Source organism: Mycolicibacter hiberniae, assembly GCF_010729485.1.
Taxonomy (GTDB): Bacteria; Actinomycetota; Actinomycetes; order Mycobacteriales; family Mycobacteriaceae; genus Mycobacterium; species Mycobacterium hiberniae.
Map to the genome: position 1 here is coordinate 2,660,966 of NZ_AP022609.1, position 17,025 is coordinate 2,677,990.

Genomic DNA, 17,025 nt, shown 5'->3' on the forward strand with positions numbered 1-17,025 from the left:
GCCCTACTGCAGCTGGTCGCGCAACTTCGCCAGCGATTTTGCCAGCAGGCGCGACACATGCATCTGCGAGATACCGACCTGCTCCGCGATCTGCGTCTGGGTCATCGACTCGAAGAACCGCAGGACCAGCACGGTGCGTTCACGTTCCGGCAGGGCTTCCAGCAAGGGCCGCAAAGCCTCTCGATCTTCGATCCGGCTCATCCGGGCATCGACGTCACCGAGCGTATCCGCGATCGAACGGACATCGTCCTCATCCGAACTGCCGCCGCCGTCGATGGACAACGTGTTGTAGGAACTTCCCGCAACCAGTCCTTCCACCACTTCGTCGCGGCCCAGCTCCAACTCGGTCGCCAGTTCCGAGGCGGTGGGCGCCCTGCCCAGCCGCTGGGACAGTTCAGCGGTCGCCATGCCCAGCCGCAGATGCAGTTCTTTGAGCCGGCGGGGCACCTTGACCGACCAACTGTTGTCGCGGAAGTGGCGGCGGACCTCGCCCATGATGGTCGGAACAGCGAAAGAGACGAAGTCCGAACCGGTCTCGACGTCGAAGCGCGTCACGGCGTTGACCAGACCCACCCGCGCGACCTGAACCAAGTCGTCGCGCAACTCGCCGCGTCCCTCGAACCGGCGAGCGATGTGATCCGCCAGCGGCAGGCACCGTTCGACGATCTTGTCTTTGCGATTGCGGAAATCCGGCGACCCGGGTTCGTACTGCGCCAGCTCCCGAAACATGTCGCCGACATCGGAATACTCCGAGCCGGAACGTGAGCCGCTGTCGGCGGCACGCGGAGTCACCGCTCGGAGTCCGCCCGGCGGGTTGTCAGCGTGACCCCGAATACCTCACCCGGGCTGTCGGACTCATGGCCGCCCCGAAACGTCTGCACGTCATCGACCAGGGAGGTCAGGACGTGCCAGCTGAAACTTCCGGGGGCCAGCACGCCGGCCCCGTCGCCGGCCGCCGACGCCTGGATGGTGACCCGGTCGTCGTGCGGGTCGACGACCACCGTCAGCATGGCGCCGGGCGCCGCGCTGCGGATCAGCTGGGTACACAGTTCGTCGATCGCCAGCCGCAGGTCGGCGACGGTGTCGACGTCGAAATCCTCGAATGTGGCGATCGCCCCGACAAGCATTCGCACCACCGCCAGACTTTCCAGTCTGGGTGAGACCCGCAGCTCAACTGCCCGCTCGCTGCACGACTGCTGGGTCGGGTCACTGTGGATTTCGGTCATGAGGCCTCCCGGCGGAATCGGACCGAGACTACTGCTGCGTGTCATTCGACTGCTCACCACCCTCGCCCGCAGGCCCTGCCGCATCCCGCCTTCTGCAGAAACCGTCAACATCGCACGCCGACTGCCCAAAGATCAGACATGGACCGTCTGTACCCCCTGCCCGCGTATTTCAATCCTGATCCCTGCCCCAGCCACGCAGCGGCCCGGCCGGGACGACACCCGGCCGGGCCGCCGTAGACCCCCCCCCGGGTTAGCGTCTGGAGGGCTGTCGAGGCGCCTCAGCGTGTGCCAGGTGCCACTGCCGGTTCACCCTGCCGATCCGGCGATCTTCGAACAGCAGCCATACCGCGCCGAGGCTGGCCGCGAGCACTGCCAGGACCGCCACCTCCACCCCCTGGCGGTCATGACCGGTTCCGAATGCGGCGAGGCAGGCGATTGCGGCCACCATCCCCACCACCAGCAGGGAGTAACCGGGCCAGCCCAAGACGTCGATCATGGCGCGGCCCGCATGGGGCCGGGTCGTCCGGACATGGTCGACGGGGTCATGAAATGTGTCGCCCATCGCGATCCTCCTCCTGCGCGCAGACCGTAAAAGTCGCCCCGGGAACTCCACCGATTTCCAGGTGCGCCCCCGACCGCGACCTGCCAACAATCGTAGGCCGATGCGGCTGACTCAGCCCCTGTCCCGCAGCAGGTTCACAGCGACACAACAGCGAGGTGTCGGGCGATGATCAGGGACGACGACCGCGGTCAACCCATGCCGATGATCGGCACGGTGCTCATCATCACCACGACGACCATCAAGGTCAGCAATAGCCAGCCCGCGCCCTGCCAGCCCCACCACGTTCCCCGCTCCCGCCAGACCCGGTAGGTACGCGCGAAGGCCCGCAGCGCGCCGGCGGCCAGGATCGCCGGAGCGCCGGCGGCGAGCACCATCCGATACGGCCGTGTGCACCCTGCCGACGCCGACGCCGGATCACAAGAACCCACCCACAGCACGGCCACGACGACGAACACCAACGCCGCGACGACGACCACCCCGGCGAATCGGATGGCCGCCCGTACCTCCTGATCCTCCTGCCCCAGCCGATCACCGCGGCGAGCAGATTGCGATGGTTCCACGTCTCCCACCGTCCGCGCTGATGCCCGCTGCGTCAAGAAGATTCAACGCTGGGTTCAACGTTTGAGCGCGCGCCAGCCCGGGAAGCCCTGCCATTGTGGCGGACCCGGACACCGCGTAGGCCCGCCACATTACGAAGGGAGCATGTATGTCCGACGAGAAGAGCCGCGCCAGCAAGGACGGCGTCCGAGGCGCCGTGGAGGGCGTCAAGGGCAAGGCCAAGGAAGTGATCGGAACCGTTACCGGCGACGACGAAACGGTCCGCGAGGGCCGGGCGCAGCAGGACAAGGGCGAGGCGCAGCGCGACGCCGCCAAGCACCAGGCCGAGGCGGAGTCGGCCCGGGCGGGCGCGAAGGCCGCCGAAGCGCGCCAACAGTCCCACCAGTAGCCCGAGGGGAGGACAGGCCCGGTCTGCCAGGCGGGCCGGGTCTGTCGCTACTTCCGGCGGTTACGCCCCCGGCAAACCGGGTATTAAAACCGGGTACTGAAAGCCGTTACGGCGAATGCGTCCACGAGTCGGAGCCAACCATGGAGATCCTTTTACTGACCGACAGCGACGAGTTCGCGAAGTCGCTGTCGGGGTTGCGCGCCTTCGGGCATTCGCTGGTCCGCGGACCGTTGGCCGTCGCCGGGCCGGCTGACTGCCGCAACGCCGAAGCGGTGGTGGTGGACGGCTCCTCGGACGTGTGCAGTGCCCGCGAGAGCTGTCGCAAGATCGCGGCCTGGGATCTCGGGCCTCCGGTCGTGGCCGTGGTGACCGCCGAAGACTTCGCCACCGTCGACCTCGACTGGCCGGTGGATGACGTACTGGTGTCGACCGCCGGTCCGCTTGAGGCCAACGCGCGTCTGCATCGGGTGCTGGCGCGCCGAACCGGATCGGCCCACAGCGCAGTGCGATTCGGGGCACTGGTCATCCGCCCGGACAGCTTCACCGCGTCCCTGGCCAACCGCGAACTCGGCCTCACCCTGACCGAGTTCAAACTGCTCAGCTATCTGGTGCAGCATGCCGGCCACGCGTTCACCCGCACCCGGCTGCTCCGCGAGGTATGGGGCGGCGAGGGCAGCCGGCGCAAAGTCGACGTGCACATCCAGCGATTGCGCGCCAAACTCGGGGCCGAACCCGGCTCGATCGTCGATACCGTGCGCGGGGTGGGCTACATGACGCCCGAGCCGCGTCGGGCGCAATGGCCGATCGCCAATTGAGACCGAGAGGGTGCCAGAGACGATGACCGACCGGCCCGATCTCGATGCCGGGGAGCCCGACGGCTACGACACACTTCCGCCGGAGGAGGCCACCGACTCCGACGAACTCCGCAATGACGATGGTGATGCGACCGTCACCGCCCCGGACAGCTGGCAGGGCGATTATTCGACGCTCCATGAGTCGTTGGACGACAAACTGGCTGCCGAGCAGCCCGATGAGATCCGCCCCCCGCCCGACGGTGCCGTCGAGGTCCCCGAGGAGGGCTCCGGCGGGGGCCGGCACCGCGCTCAGGTCTCCGGTACCCCCGAGGACGGCGAGTCGTTCTTCACCATCGAGGAGTGAGCGCGCACGGCGCGACCCGTTGGTGCCTCAGAACACCACGATCAGGACAGCCAGGTCGGCCAGCAGCAGCGCCCAACCGGAGACCCAGACCGCGATCCCGCGGCGATAGGTCGCCCAGAAGAACGCGAGGAACAGCGTGACGGCGGCCACTGCCGCCGCGCCGTGGTAAAGCAGACCGAACAACGCCCCGTGCACCTTGAGTTCCGGGCAGGCCGCCTTGGTGCACAACGCCATGCCGGAGACCCTGACCAGCGCGAATGCCATCAGCAGCGCAGCAGCCGGTGCGGTCAGCAGCGACAGCGCCCAGTTGGCCCACGTCCAGTCGCGGCATGGCTTCTCCGGCGGCGATGTCCGGCCGCCGGGCACAACGTCGGTGAATATCGGCCGGACGGCCACCGCCGTCTCATCCAGAATCTTCATGCCTGCCCCCCAGCTGACTGGGCTGCGGATACCCGGCCATCCCGGGCCTAAAACCGCAGCACCGGGCATCACCGCGCAGAACTTGGCACGATGGCCAGATGAGCCCGCACGCCCGAGAAGCCCCGGCCGGGCTGGCGCGTTTCTCGGCGCTGACCCGGGACTGGTTCACCAGTACCTTCACCGCGCCCACGCCGGCGCAGGAGCAGGCCTGGTCGGCGATCGCCGACGGCCACAACACCCTGGTGGTCGCCCCCACCGGATCCGGCAAAACCCTGGCGGCGTTTCTCTGGGCGCTCGACCAACTGACCACTCAGCCCGGTGGGGGCACCCGAGTGCTCTACATCTCGCCGCTCAAGGCGCTGGCGGTCGATGTCGAGCGCAACCTGCGCACTCCGCTGGCCGGCATCGCCCGCATGGCCGCGCACCGCGACCTGCCCGTTCCCGGCATCACCGTCGGAGTGCGCTCCGGCGACACTCCCCCCGCGCGGCGCCGGGCGTTGATCGCCGATCCGCCCGACATCTTGATCACCACCCCGGAGTCGCTGTTTTTGATGCTCACGTCCGCGGCGCGCGAGACGCTGAGCGGCGTGCGCACGGTGATCGTCGACGAGGTGCACGCGGTCGCCGGAACCAAGCGCGGCGCCCACCTGGCGCTGTCGTTGGAGCGCCTCGACGCACTGGCCGCCGCGAGCCGAGAGCTCCACCAGGCCCGGCCCGCCCAGCGGATCGGGTTGAGCGCCACCGTCCGGCCCCCCGAGGAGGTCGCCCGGTTCCTGTCCGGACAGTCTCCCACCACGATCGTGGCTCCCCCGGCCGCCAAGACGTTCAAGCTGACGGTTCAGGTGCCGGTACCGGACATGGCCAACCCGGCCGAGGGCACCGTGTGGCCCGAGGTCGAGGAGCGCATCGTCGACCTGATCGAAGCGCACCGGTCCTCCATCGTGTTCGCGAACTCCCGGCGCCTCGCCGAGCGACTCACCGCACGCATCAACGAGATTGCCGCCCAGCGGTGCGCCGACGCCCCGACGGCGCCGCTGGCACGGGCACACCACGGCTCGGTGTCGCTGCAGACCCGGGCCGATGTCGAGGAGGACCTCAAAAGCGGGCGGCTGCGCGCGGTGGTGGCGACCTCGAGCCTGGAGCTGGGCATCGACATGGGCGCTGTGGACCTGGTGATCCAGATCGAGGCGCCGCCGTCGGTCGCCAGCGGTCTGCAGCGCGTCGGCCGCGCCGGACATCAGGTGGGCGAGATCTCGTCGGGGGTACTGATTCCCAAGCACCGCACAGATCTGCTCGGCTGCGCGGTCGCGGTGCAGCGCATGCTGGCCGGTCAGATCGAGACCCTGTCGGTACCGGCCAATCCGCTCGACATCCTGGCTCAGCACACCGTGGCCGCGGCCGCTCTGGAACCGCTGGACGCCGAAGTGTGGTTCGACACCGTACGCCGCAGCGCTCCGTTCGCCACGTTGACGCGCGAGGTCTTCGAGGCGACGCTGGATCTGCTTTCCGGCAAATACCCGTCGACCGAATTCGCCGAGCTGCGGCCCCGGCTGGTCTACGACCGGGACCACGGCACCCTCACCGGCCGGCCCGGCGCCCAACGGTTGGCCGTCACCTCCGGCGGCGCCATCCCCGACCGCGGACTGTTCACGGTGTACCTGGCGGGTTCGGAAAAGCCTTCCCGGGTAGGCGAACTCGACGAAGAGATGGTCTACGAGTCGCGTCCCGGCGATGTCATCGCACTGGGGGCCACCAGCTGGCGGATCACCGAGATCACCCATGACCGGGTGCTGGTCGCTCCGGCGCCCGGACAGCCCGGCCGGCTGCCGTTCTGGCACGGTGACGGTGTCGGGCGGCCGGCCGAGCTGGGCGCCGCGCTGGGCGCCTTCACCGGCGAGCTGGCCGCCCTGGACAGCGCGGCATTCGATCGGCGCTGCGCGGATCTGGGCTTCGATTCCTACGCGACGGACAATCTGAGGCGCCTGCTCGACGATCAGCGCACAGCGACCGGAACGGTGCCCACCGACACCACGCTGGTGGTGGAGCGGTTCCGCGACGAGCTTGGTGACTGGCGGGTGGTGTTGCACTCCCCGTACGGGCTGCGGGTACACGGGCCGCTGGCGCTGGCGGTGGGCCGCCGGCTGCGCGACCGCTACGGCATCGACGAGAAGCCGACCGCCTCCGACGATGGCATCGTGGTCCGGCTACCCGACGCCGCCGACACCGAGGCCCCCGGAGGGGAGCTGTTCGTGTTCGACGCCGACGAGATCGAGCCGATCGTGACCGCCGAGGTGGGGGGTTCGGCACTGTTCGCCAGCCGGTTCCGCGAATGCGCGGCCCGGGCGTTGCTGTTGCCGCGCCGGCACCCGGGCCGCCGCACGCCGTTATGGCAGCAACGCCAGCGGGCCGCTCAACTGCTCGACGTCGCACGCAAATACCCCGCTTTTCCGATCGTGCTCGAAACCGTGCGCGAATGCCTCCAGGACGTCTACGACGTCCCCGCGCTGACCGCGCTGATGACCCGAATCGCCCAACGCCGGGTGCGGGTGTCACAGGTGCAGACCGCGACCCCGTCGCCGTTCGCGGCGTCGCTGTTGTTCGGCTACGTCGGGGCATTCATCTATGAAGGCGACAGCCCGCTGGCCGAGCGCCGCGCGGCGGCACTGTCGCTGGACCCCACGCTGCTGGCGCAACTGCTGGGCCGGGTCGAGCTGCGCGAACTGCTCGACACCGCGGTGGTCGAAGGCGTCACCGCGCAACTGCAGCACCTGACGCCGGAGAAGGCGGCCCGTGATGCCGAGGGGGTCGCCGACCTGCTGCGGCTGCTCGGTCCGCTCACCGCCGAAGAGATCAGCGCCCGGGCCGCCGGCGCCGAGGTCGGTGGTTGGCTGGAGCATCTGCACAGTGCCCGGCGGGTGCTGACGGTGGCGTTCGCCGGCCACCGATGGTGGGTGGCGATCGAGGACATCGGCCGGCTGCGGGACGGCCTGGGAGTCGCGGTGCCGCCAGGGGTTCCGGCCGGCTTCACCGAGCCGGTCGCCGACCCGCTGGGCGAGCTGCTGGGCCGCTTCGCCCGCACCCGGGGGCCGTTCACCACCGGGCAGGCCGCGCACCGTTTCGGCCTGGGGGTTCGCGTGGCGGCCGATGCGCTGGGACGCCTGGCCGCCGACGGCCGGGTGGTGCGCGGGGAATTCGCCGACTTTCCCGACTCCCCGGGCGATCAGTGGTGCGACGCCGAGGTCTTGCGGATCCTGCGCCGCCGGTCACTGGCCGCGCTGCGCTCGGCCATCGAGCCGGTCTCGCCGGGCGCTTATGGCCGCTTCCTTCCGGCCTGGCAGCAGCTCGGCGGGCCGGATGCCGTCGCCGGCGGTGTCGACGGGCTGGCCGGGGTGATCGAGCAGCTGAGCGGCGTCCCGCTGCCCGCGTCGGCGGTCGAACCGTTGATCTTCGGGCAGCGGGTGCGCGACTATTCGCCGGCCATGCTCGATGAGCTGCTGGCATCCGGGGAGGTGCTCTGGTCGGGTGCGGGTGCCCCCGCCGGCAGTAGCCCGGCAGCCGACGGCTGGATCTGCTTTCACACCGCCGAGTCCGCGCCGCTGACCCTGGCGCCAGGCGCACCGCTCGATGTCCGCGACAGCCACCGAACGATTCTGGATGCGCTGCGCGGCGGGGGCGCGTTCTTCTTCCGCCAGCTGTGCGGCGACGCGAGCGAGGCCGATCTCAAAGCCGCGCTGTGGGAACTGATCTGGGCGGGATGGGTTACCGGCGACACCTTCGCGCCGGTGCGGGCGGTGTTGGCCGGCACCCGGCGCGCCTCGCCGGCGCATCGCAGCGCACGCCCACCCCGGCGCAGCCGGTACAGCGTCATGCACGCCGCGGCCCGCGCCCCCGACCCGGCGGTTGCCGGACGGTGGTCGGCCCTGCCGGCCCCCGAAGAGGATTCGACGCTGCGCGCACACCACACCGCCGAACTGCTGCTGCACCGGTACGGAGTGCTCACGCGCGGGGCGGTCGCCGCCGAAGCCGTGCCCGGCGGCTTCGCGACCCTTTACAAAGTCCTGACCGCGTTCGAGGATGCCGGGCAATGCCAGCGCGGCTACTTCATCGAGTCACTGGGGGCGGCGCAGTTCGCCCTGGCCTCCACCGTGGACCGGTTGCGGGGCTACCTCGACGGCCTCGATCCGGCCCGGCCCGATTATCACGCGGTGGCGATGGCTGCCGCCGACCCGGCCAACCCGTACGGTGCGGCGCTGAGCTGGCCGGCGCATCCCGGGACGGCCCGGCCGGGCCGTAAGGCGGGCGCACTGGTGGTGTTGGTGGACGGCGAATTGGCGTGGTTCGTCGAGCGCGGCGGCCGGTCACTGCTGAACTTCGCCGATGACGCCGCGTGCCAGCGCGCCGCCGCGGGGGCGCTGGCCCAGCTGATCGCCGACCGACGGGTCGCCGGGATCCTCATCGAGCGCCTCGACGGTGTTCCGGTACTCGAGGTTCGCGATTCGCCGACGCTGGACGCCTTGATCGAAGCCGGGTTCTCCCGGACGCCGCGGGGATTACGGATGCGCTGATGCCCGAGGGGGACACGGTGTTTCGCGCCGCAACGATGCTCGCCACGGCGTTGGCGGGCAAGTCCTTGACCCGTTGCGATATCCGGGTGCCCCGCTACGCCGAGGTCGATCTGAGCGGTCAGCGGGTCGATGAGGTGGTCAGCCGCGGCAAGCACCTCTTCATTCGGGTCGGCTCATCCAGCATCCATTCCCACCTGAAGATGGACGGCTGTTGGCGGATCGGGCACCACCACCCCGTCGACCATCGAGCACGCATCATCCTGGAGGCCGGCTCCACCCGAGCCACCGGTATCGATCTGGGAATCCTGGAGGTGTTGGACCGCCGTCATGATGGTGCGGCCGTCGCCCACCTGGGGCCGGATCTGCTCGGAGACGACTGGGATCCGGCAACGGCCACCGCTCGCCTGATGTCGGACCCGCAGCGGCCGCTGGCGTCGGCGCTGCTGGATCAGACGGTGATGGCCGGAGTGGGCAACGTCTTCTGTAACGAGCTGTGCTTCGTCGTCGGCCGTCTGCCGATCGCCCCGGTCGCCGACATCGGCGATCCGGGCCGGCTCGTGGCGCTGGCCCGTCAGATGTTGTGGGCAAACCGCTTGCGCTCGACACGCTGCACTACCGGCGACACCCGGCGGGGCCGCCACCTGTGGGTATACGGCCGCAACGGCTCACCCTGCCGACGATGCGGGACCACCGTGGAGTGCGACCGCAATGGCGCGCGGATCCGGTTCTGGTGCCCGTCGTGTCAGCGTTGAGTACGCGGCGTTGAATCGGTTTGGTCAGCGTTGGATGGGCTGCGCCCCGGGGTCACGGCCAGCCACCGCAACCCACGCCGGGCAGGCAGCCACCGCCGCCGCCGGGTCCGCCCCAGCCGGTCGGTCCGCCCGGGATCTGGCCGCCGCCACCACCGGGCCCACCACCGCCCGTCGGGCCGCCCGGGATCTGGCCGCTGCCACCACCGGGCCCGCCACCGCCCGTCGGGCCGCCGGGAATCTGGCCGCCGCCCCCACCGGGCCCGCCACCACCGGGCTCACCGGGGTGTTCGGACCCCGGGCCGCCGGGCATCGGTTCGGTTGTCATCTCAGTCATGGTGGTCGTCATCGTGGTCGTGGTCGTGGTGCTGGTCGGCCCCTCTTCCTTGGCGCCGTTGCAACCCGCGGCCGCCAGCGCGATCGCGCTGCCGAGCACCGCGACCGTCATCTTGCTGTATGCCATCGGAATCAGACTCCCCTCTGCTCTGGTCGTGCCTTCCTGTACCCGGGACGGCCCGGGCCGAAACCCGGGTCAGTCGGCAGCGAGGTCGCGTTCGCTGACGAAGGTCCGTAGCCGCCCGGTGAACGGGTCGTCGAACTCCAGCCGCTGGGCCAGCAGCTGCAGTGGTTGCGAGAAGTCCGCAGCAGCGACCTCGCGGATCTGCGGATACAACGGATCACCGGTGATCGGCAGTCCGAGTGCGGCCATATGCACCCGCAACTGGTGGGTGCGTCCGGTGCGCGGGGTGAGCCGGTAGCGGCCGTCGCCCAGGGACTCCACCAGCGTTTCGGCGTTCGGTTCGCCGGGTTCTTCGTGGGCTTGGAGCTGGCCGCGGCGCTTGACGATCCGGCTGCGCACCAGCCGCGGAAACGGTCCCGTCGGCTCGGCGCCGGATCGCGCCAGGTATTGCTTGCGCACCGCCCCGCGGGCGAACAGGGTCTGATACGGGCCGCGCAGCTCGGCGCGTGTGGTGAACAGCAGCACGCCGGCGGTCAGGCGGTCCAGCCGGTGGGCTGGACTGAGTTCGGGTGAGTCCAGCTCGCGGCGCAACCGGACCAGGGCGGTCTGTGCCACATGGCTACCGCGGGGCATGGTGGCCAGAAAGTGCGGCTTGTCGACGACCACCAGGTCTGCGTCGCGGTGGAGCACCGGGATGCCGAAAGGTACCGGCACCTCCTCGGGCAGGTCCCGGTACATGAAGATGTGCGACCCGGCGGGCAGTGCGGTCGTGGCGTCCACCGGTGAGCCGTCCGCGGTCACCACTTCCCCGGCGGCGACCTTCGCCGCCGTTGCCGCACCGAACCGGGCGCGTAGTTCGGCCTCCACCGGCCCGCCGTGCAGGCGCAACCTGGCCGGCCCCAAGCCGTCGCGCACCGGGAGCGGGGCGCGGCGTCGGCGGCTCATCACCGGCAGCCTATCGCCGGCCCAGCTGCCGGCCCCCGGCGCACGCGGCCGCCGGGGCGTGACGGGAGCCGCGCACCACATCGGCCACGACCGTCGGGGGTCGTGGCCGATGGGGCTTAACGCGGCCGGGGTTCAGCCGAGGCCGAGCATCTCGAACAGGCCCAGATCGCCCAGGAAGTCGGTCAGCGTGGTGAGGTCAGTCACCGGGTCGGCGCCGGTGCCCAGCAGGGCGGTCAGCAGAGATCCCAGCGTCTGATCGCCCAGTTCGCCGATGCCGTCGGGGTCGGCGAGCGTGGCGCCGACAACCATGCTGCTCACGAAGGAATCCCAGCCGGCCGCGAGCTGTTCGGGGCTGATGCCCAACAGGCCGCCGATGGTGGCATCCTCCATGCCGTTCTGGTCCAGCAGGTCGTTGAGCGAGGTTGTCGCGTCGATGCCCAGCAGGGCTTCCAGCAACTCTGCCACCGTCATCTCCGGCGAGAGGTCGGTGAACGGGATGTTCAGCAGGCCGGCGAACTCGCCCAGTCCCAGGTAGCCCAGCAGCGTGCCGAGTTCGGTGGCAGCGCCGTCACCACCGATGAAGCCGCCGAGCAGACCGGTGATCGGGATCGACCCCAGCGGGTTCCCACCGAAGTCGACGTCGTCGAGCAGTGCGGTGATGTCGGCGGACAGCATCCCCAAGGTGGCCGTGTCCAGAGACATCTCGTCCGGGTTGAGCGCGGCGAGCAGCACCGCGAGGCTCGTCGCCGCGCCGATGTCGTCGCCGAAGATCCCCAGAACCTGCCCTACGTTGCCGAAGCCGACGGCGTCGAGCAGGCTCTGCAGGCTCTCACTGAACGTCGGGTAGGTGGCGGTCAGCGTGACCTCGTGTTGTGCCGATGCCGAAATGCCCGCCGAGATCGCCGGAGCGACCGCGGTGCCGCCGAGAAGCGCCGCGCCGGCAAAGGCGGTACCCGCCATCAATGCACCGGCTTTCACCACAAAGCCGCGCGGCCCCGGCGGCGCGGCAAGAGTGGAATACGTAGACATGAATAGGTCCCCCTTCTGAGATCGAGCATTGCAACGATGCGATTCTCACATCCGCATTAACTTAATATGGCCTCAGCGCGTTGTCAACGACATCACGGGCACCGGTTTGCTCTGCACTTTGGCCAATGCACAGCGAACTCCCAGTTCAGGCCCCTATATCTCCAAATCAGGCCTGACGGTATGCCATCAGGGGCTGCGGCGAAGGTTCGAGCGGCACGAAATTACATTCAGGTTTTTTAAATACGCTGCTGTGGCTGGATGGCACCCATCACTCCCCGTGCCCGTCTGCGCGTTAACATCCATTGCTATTCGGCCAATAGGTACGTAATACATCCCGAAATATACCCGGATAATTCTGCTGCGGAGCGAAATATATGGCTAGGCCGCTCGGGGTTTATCGCACAATGCCGGGCGCACCCCGGCGCGCTGCCCAGTCCACGACGGGGCTGCCGGACTCTTCCGGCGGGGACCGCTAGGCCGCCAGCAGGCCCAGGGCTACCAGGAAGTCGGTGACCGCGGTGTCGCCGGCGATCGCAAGCGCGCTGTCCTCCGGCAGGAAGCTGGCCAGGAAGGTGCCCAGGCTCTGCTCACCCCAGGTCTCGCCGGAGGGGTCGAGCAGCGTGCCCCCGAACGGGAGCTCGGCCAGGAACTGATCCCAGGTCTGGGCGGGGTTGAGGCCGAAGAGCAGCGCCAGGGACGCGTTGTCCATGGTGGTGCTGTTGGTGGCGCTGACGGGCAAGATGTGCAGGTACTCCCCCAGGGTGTAGCCGCTTCCCGCCAGGACCGTGGTGGTCCCCGGGCCGAAAAGGGCCGCGACATGCCGGGTGACGTCGGTGGTGGGCACGGTGACGAACGCGGTCAGCCAGTCCACCAGCGAGCTGTTGACGGTCAGGTCCGGGTTACCACAAGCGATTCCGCCGATCCCGCAGTTCACATAGTTCAGGTTTTCCAGGCCGAACGCGTTGATCCAGCCCGCGTACTGGCCGAGCAACGGCCCCAAACCCACCGCTGAGGCCAGGTCGGTCAGCGAGTGCTCGCCGGCACCCTCGCCGAGCACGACGTCGATCATCTCGCCGAGCTCCAGGTTGCCGATCGGCACACCGTCCACCACGAACAGACTGCCGGCGCCCAGCAACGACGGGATGGCGGGGTTGGCACTGTAGAGTGGCTGGGTCAGCGATATGTCGAAGATGTCGGCAAGCGCGGCCAAGGTGGTGCCGTCGGGGTTGAAAGCAGCCAGTACGTCGGCCACATCCGTACTCACGCTCAGCGGGGTGTTCGTCCCGGGCACATCGCCGAACGCGGCAAGCACCTGATCGAGATCACCGAGGGATATCGCGTCCAGCAGGGACTGCAGGCTCTCGGTGAACGTCGGGTAAGCCGTCAGCGCCAAGCGTTGCTGCGCCGCCGACGGAGCCCCGGGGAAGATCGGCGATCCGCCCCCGGCGAGACCGAACAGCCCGGCCGCCGCCACCGCCGTCGCGGCCATCGCCGCGCCAACTCGCACGGAGAGCTCCCGAGAGCTCCACACCCCCGCCCCACCCCACATGAGCTGCCCCTTCCCCGCGCCCGGACCCCCCGTGTGATCCAGCTCATGTGGGGAAGGTAGCCCTGTCGGGAAGGTGTGTCAAACACAAGTGAATGCTGATAACGGTCTAAATGGATGGATTCGGAGCGGCCGGAATACCTCGAGTAATAGCATCGAGTTCAGGTAAGCGGAATCGGCTCCAGGATTTCGGCCCGGGCCTCGGGCGCGCTGGCCCGCAGCGCATCCGCCGAGGCGTCGTCGGGCTGCTCCTGGGACAGGATCTCGGCCTCCACCCGGGCGGCGTAGTTGGCCACCTCCCGCTCCACGTCGGCATCGTCCCAGCCGAGCACCCCGGCCATCACCTGCGCGACCTCGTGGGCGCAGTTCACCCCGCGGTGGGCGTACTCGATGGAGATCCGGGTCCGTCGGGCCAGCACGTCTTCCAGATGCAGGGCACCCTCGGCCAGGGCCGCGTAGGCAACCTCCACTTTGAGGTAGGTGGGTGCATCGGCGATCGGGTCCAGCAGCTCCGGCTGCTCGTCGGCAACCGCCAGCACCTCGTGGATCAGCGAGCCGTAGCGGTCGAGCAGGTGCCGGACCCGGTAGGGGTGCAGGCCTTGTCTGGCACCGACGTGCTCGGTCTGATTGACCAACGCGAAATAGCCGTCGGCGCCCAGCAGCGGCACCTTCTCGGTGATCGACGGCGCGACCCGGGTCGGGACGAACTCGGCGGCGGCGTCGATCGCGTCGGCGGCCATCACCCGGTAGGTGGTGTACTTGCCGCCGGCAATGGCCACCAGGCCCGGTGCGGGGACGGCCACCGCGTGCTCGCGGGACAACTTCGAGGTGTCGTCGCTCTCCCCGGCCAACAGCGGCCGCAGGCCCGCGTACACGCCCTCGATGTCGGCGTGGGTGAGCGGGGTGGCCAGCGCGGTGTTGACGTGGGTCAGCAGATAGTCGATGTCGGCCTTGGTGGCCGCGGGGTGGGCCAGATCCAGATTCCAGTCGGTGTCAGTGGTGCCGATGATCCAGTGGGTGCCCCAGGGGATCACGAACAGCACCGACTTCTCGGTCCGCAGGATGATCGCCGCTTCCGAGACGATCCGGTCCCGCGGCACCACGATGTGCACCCCCTTGGAGGCCCGGACGTGGAAACGGCCACGCTGGCGCGACAGCGCCTGAATCTCATCGGTCCACACCCCGGTGGCGTTGACCACGACGTGCCCGTGGACCTCGGTGAGGGCGCCGTCCTCGGAATCGCGGACCCGCACCCCGGTCACCCGGTCCCCTTCGCGCAGCAGCGCCACGACTTGGCTGGAGGTACGGATGACCGCCCCGTAGTGCGCCGCGGTGCGCGCGACGGTCAGGGTGTGGCGGGCATCGTCGACAACGGTGTCGTAGTAGCGGATGCCGCCGATCAACGCACTGCGCTTCAGCCCCGGACACAGACGCAACGCGCCCGCACGAGTCAGATGACGTTGGGCGGGAACTGATTTCGCCCCGCCCAATTGGTCGTAGAGGAAGATTCCGCTGGCCACGTACGGCCGCTCCCACCACCGCCGGGTCAGCGGATACAGAAACGGCAGCGGCTTGACCAGGTGCGGCGCCAGGGTGGTCAGCGAAAGCTCGCGCTCGTGCAGTGCCTCGCGCACCAAGCCGAACTCCAGCTGCTCGAGGTAGCGCAGACCGCCGTGGAACATCTTCGAGCTTCGGCTCGAGGTCCCGGCGGCGAAGTCCCGCGCCTCGACCAGCGCCACCTTCAGGCCGCGGGTGGCGGCGTCGAGCGCGCAACCGGTGCCCACCACACCGCCGCCGATCACCACTACGTCGAACTGCTCGGCGCCCAGTCGTTCCCAGGCTCGTGCTCGTTGGTCCGGTCCCAGCGTGCTCACGTATGTCAGGCTACGTGGCCGCCGGCGCGGACGAGCCGTGACGCGCGCTGGAGCAGCACCGCTCAGTCGAGGTCGTCATGGGTCATCAGCCGCCGGGCCGCTTCGGTGAGCGAGCCCGACAACGAGGGATACACCGCCAGCGTCTGCGCCAGATCGGCCACGGTGATCCGGTTCTGCACCGCCAGCGCGATCGGCAGGATCAGCTCCGAGGCGATCGGGGCGACCACCACGCCGCCGATGACCGTGCCGGTGGCCGGCCGGCAGAACAGCTTGAGGAATCCGTAGCGCATCCGGCTCATCTTGGCCCGCGCGTTGGTCTGCAACGGCAGCATCACGGTGCGGGCGGGCACGGTGCCGTCATCGATCTGGGATTGGGGCACGCCCACCGCGGCGATCTCGGGCCGGGTGAACACCGCGGCCGCCACCGTGCGCAGCCGGATCGGCGCCACCGCTTCGCCCAGCGCGTGATACATCGCGATCCGGCCCTGCATGGCGGCCACCGAGGCCAGCGGCAGCAGCCCGGTGCAGTCGCCGGCCGCGTAGATCCCGGGCACCGATGTCCGCGACACCCGGTCCACCTGCAGGTAATCGCCGGCAGCCAGGGTGATGCCCACCCGCTCCAAGCCCAGCCCGCCGGTGTTGGGCACCGAACCGACCGTCATCAGCGCGTGGCTGCCGGCCACCGTGCGACCGTCGGTCATGGTGACCAGCACCCCGTCTCCGTCCCGGGTCACCGAGGCGGCGCGGGCATTCTTGACCAGGGTGACGCCACGTTCGGCGAACACCCGCTCCAGCACCCGGGCGGCATCCGGATCCTCGTGCGGCAGCACGCGGTCGCGGCTAGCCACCACGGTGACCTTGACGCCGAGTTCGGTGTAGGCGTTGGCGAACTCCGCGCCGGTGACCCCGGAACCCACCACCACCAGGTGCTCGGGCAGCGTGCGCAGGTCGTAGAGCTGCCGCCAGGTCAGGATCCGTTCGCCGTCCGGCTCCGCGCCGGGCACGATCCGGGGGCTGGCACCGGTGGCGATCAGCACGACATCGGCCTCCAGCACCCGCTGGGCACCGCCGTGCTGTTCCGGCGGCCCCAGCTTCGCCTCGCCTCCGGCGAGCCTCGCTGAGCCGCCGTGCTGCGTCACCCGGATGCGATGCTGCACCCGGCCCGGCTCGGCGTCGATCAACTCCCCGCGGCCGGCGATGACCTCCACACCGGAGTTGAGCAGTTGGGTGCGGATGTCAGCGGACTGTGCCGCGGCCAGCGACTTCACCCGCTCGTGAATCTGGTTCAGCTCGATCTCGGCGTCGGTGAAATGGATGTCGAAACCCAGGTGCGGAGCCCTCCGGAGCTCGGTGCGCACCCCGGACGAGGCGATGAACGTCTTGGACGGCACACAGTCCCACAACACGCAGGCCCCGCCGAGGCCGTCGGAGTCGACCACCGTCACCGATACCGCTTCGGGACCCTTGGCCGCCGCGACCAGCGCCGCTTCGTAACCCGCCGGCCCGCCGCCGATGATCACGATGCGTGTCGAGGGAGTAGTCACA

General features: G+C 69.5%; 16 protein-coding genes. 5 read left to right on the forward strand and 11 right to left on the reverse strand.

Annotated elements, in window-relative coordinates; genetic code table 11:
- Positions 1–3 precede the first annotated feature (3 nt).
- The 4 genes from G6N14_RS12560 to G6N14_RS12575 all read right to left on the reverse strand — a co-directional run bounded on the left by G6N14_RS12560 (position 4) and on the right by G6N14_RS12575 (position 2,348).
- A complete protein-coding gene (locus G6N14_RS12560) occupies positions 4–792 on the reverse strand; it encodes an RNA polymerase sigma factor SigF (protein WP_085134347.1) in 789 nt (262 codons plus the stop codon).
- On the reverse strand, positions 789–1,226 hold the full coding sequence (locus G6N14_RS12565; RefSeq protein ID WP_085134348.1) for an ATP-binding protein: 438 nt from the start codon (positions 1,224–1,226) through the stop codon (positions 789–791). The genes G6N14_RS12560 and G6N14_RS12565 overlap by 4 nt, the downstream gene beginning before the upstream one ends.
- A gap of 250 nt (positions 1,227–1,476) precedes the next feature.
- Complete coding sequence (gene usfY / locus G6N14_RS12570) at positions 1,477–1,788, reverse strand: protein UsfY (protein WP_085134349.1); 312 nt, start codon at positions 1,786–1,788, stop codon at positions 1,477–1,479.
- Between the two features lie 188 nt (positions 1,789–1,976).
- Positions 1,977–2,348 carry a hypothetical protein gene (locus G6N14_RS12575; protein WP_085134350.1) on the reverse strand — a complete coding sequence of 124 codons (372 nt, stop codon included), beginning with the start codon at positions 2,346–2,348 and terminating at the stop codon, positions 1,977–1,979.
- Positions 2,349–2,494: 146 nt separating this feature from the next.
- On the opposite strand from G6N14_RS12575, the gene mbp1 reads away from it, so the two are divergent.
- The 3 genes from mbp1 (at position 2,495) to G6N14_RS12590 (ending at position 3,892) form a co-directional block, all read left to right on the forward strand.
- Positions 2,495–2,734, forward strand: coding sequence for a microaggregate-binding protein 1 (mbp1, locus tag G6N14_RS12580; RefSeq protein ID WP_085134351.1), 240 nt, complete (start codon positions 2,495–2,497; stop codon positions 2,732–2,734).
- 140 nt (positions 2,735–2,874) lie between these two features.
- Positions 2,875–3,549: a winged helix-turn-helix transcriptional regulator gene (locus G6N14_RS12585; protein ID WP_085134352.1), complete on the forward strand. Its 675-nt coding sequence runs from the start codon at positions 2,875–2,877 to the stop codon at positions 3,547–3,549.
- Between the two features lie 22 nt (positions 3,550–3,571).
- Positions 3,572–3,892 (forward strand): hypothetical protein, encoded by a 321-nt coding sequence (locus G6N14_RS12590; RefSeq protein WP_085134353.1) that lies wholly within the window; start codon positions 3,572–3,574, stop codon positions 3,890–3,892.
- 27 nt (positions 3,893–3,919) lie between these two features.
- Here G6N14_RS12590 and G6N14_RS12595 read toward each other — a convergent pair whose 3' ends face one another.
- On the reverse strand, positions 3,920–4,312 hold the full coding sequence (locus G6N14_RS12595) for a hypothetical protein (protein WP_085134354.1): 393 nt from the start codon (positions 4,310–4,312) through the stop codon (positions 3,920–3,922).
- A gap of 98 nt (positions 4,313–4,410) precedes the next feature.
- Here G6N14_RS12595 and G6N14_RS12600 point away from each other — a divergent pair, with 98 nt between their 5' ends.
- Together G6N14_RS12600 and nei2 are read left to right on the forward strand one after the other, a co-directional pair.
- Positions 4,411–8,877 (forward strand): ATP-dependent helicase, encoded by a 4,467-nt coding sequence (locus tag G6N14_RS12600; RefSeq protein ID WP_085134355.1) that lies wholly within the window; start codon positions 4,411–4,413, stop codon positions 8,875–8,877.
- Positions 8,877–9,629, forward strand: a complete 753-nt coding sequence (gene nei2 / locus G6N14_RS12605) for an endonuclease VIII Nei2 (protein ID WP_085134356.1) — start codon at positions 8,877–8,879, stop codon at positions 9,627–9,629. Before G6N14_RS12600 ends, nei2 begins: the two co-directional genes overlap by 1 nt.
- Before the next feature lie 52 nt (positions 9,630–9,681).
- Here nei2 and G6N14_RS12610 read toward each other — a convergent pair whose 3' ends face one another.
- From G6N14_RS12610 to G6N14_RS12635, 6 genes are all read right to left on the reverse strand, one after another.
- A complete protein-coding gene (locus tag G6N14_RS12610; RefSeq protein WP_133054892.1) occupies positions 9,682–10,089 on the reverse strand; it encodes a hypothetical protein in 408 nt (135 codons plus the stop codon).
- 69 nt (positions 10,090–10,158) lie between these two features.
- Complete coding sequence (locus tag G6N14_RS12615; protein ID WP_085134357.1) at positions 10,159–11,031, reverse strand: pseudouridine synthase; 873 nt, start codon at positions 11,029–11,031, stop codon at positions 10,159–10,161.
- 132 nt (positions 11,032–11,163) lie between these two features.
- Positions 11,164–12,060: a hypothetical protein gene (locus G6N14_RS12620; protein WP_133054893.1), complete on the reverse strand. Its 897-nt coding sequence runs from the start codon at positions 12,058–12,060 to the stop codon at positions 11,164–11,166.
- 472 nt (positions 12,061–12,532) lie between these two features.
- The gene (locus G6N14_RS12625; RefSeq protein ID WP_235674203.1) at positions 12,533–13,567 is read right to left on the reverse strand and encodes a hypothetical protein; all 1,035 of its coding nucleotides are present in this window, start codon (positions 13,565–13,567) and stop codon (positions 12,533–12,535) included.
- A 200-nt stretch (positions 13,568–13,767) separates the two neighbouring features.
- Positions 13,768–15,480: a glycerol-3-phosphate dehydrogenase/oxidase gene (locus G6N14_RS12630; protein ID WP_085135102.1), complete on the reverse strand. Its 1,713-nt coding sequence runs from the start codon at positions 15,478–15,480 to the stop codon at positions 13,768–13,770.
- Positions 15,481–15,542: 62 nt separating this feature from the next.
- A complete protein-coding gene (locus G6N14_RS12635) occupies positions 15,543–17,024 on the reverse strand; it encodes an NAD(P)H-quinone dehydrogenase (RefSeq protein WP_085135103.1) in 1,482 nt (493 codons plus the stop codon).
- Position 17,025 lies beyond the last annotated feature (1 nt).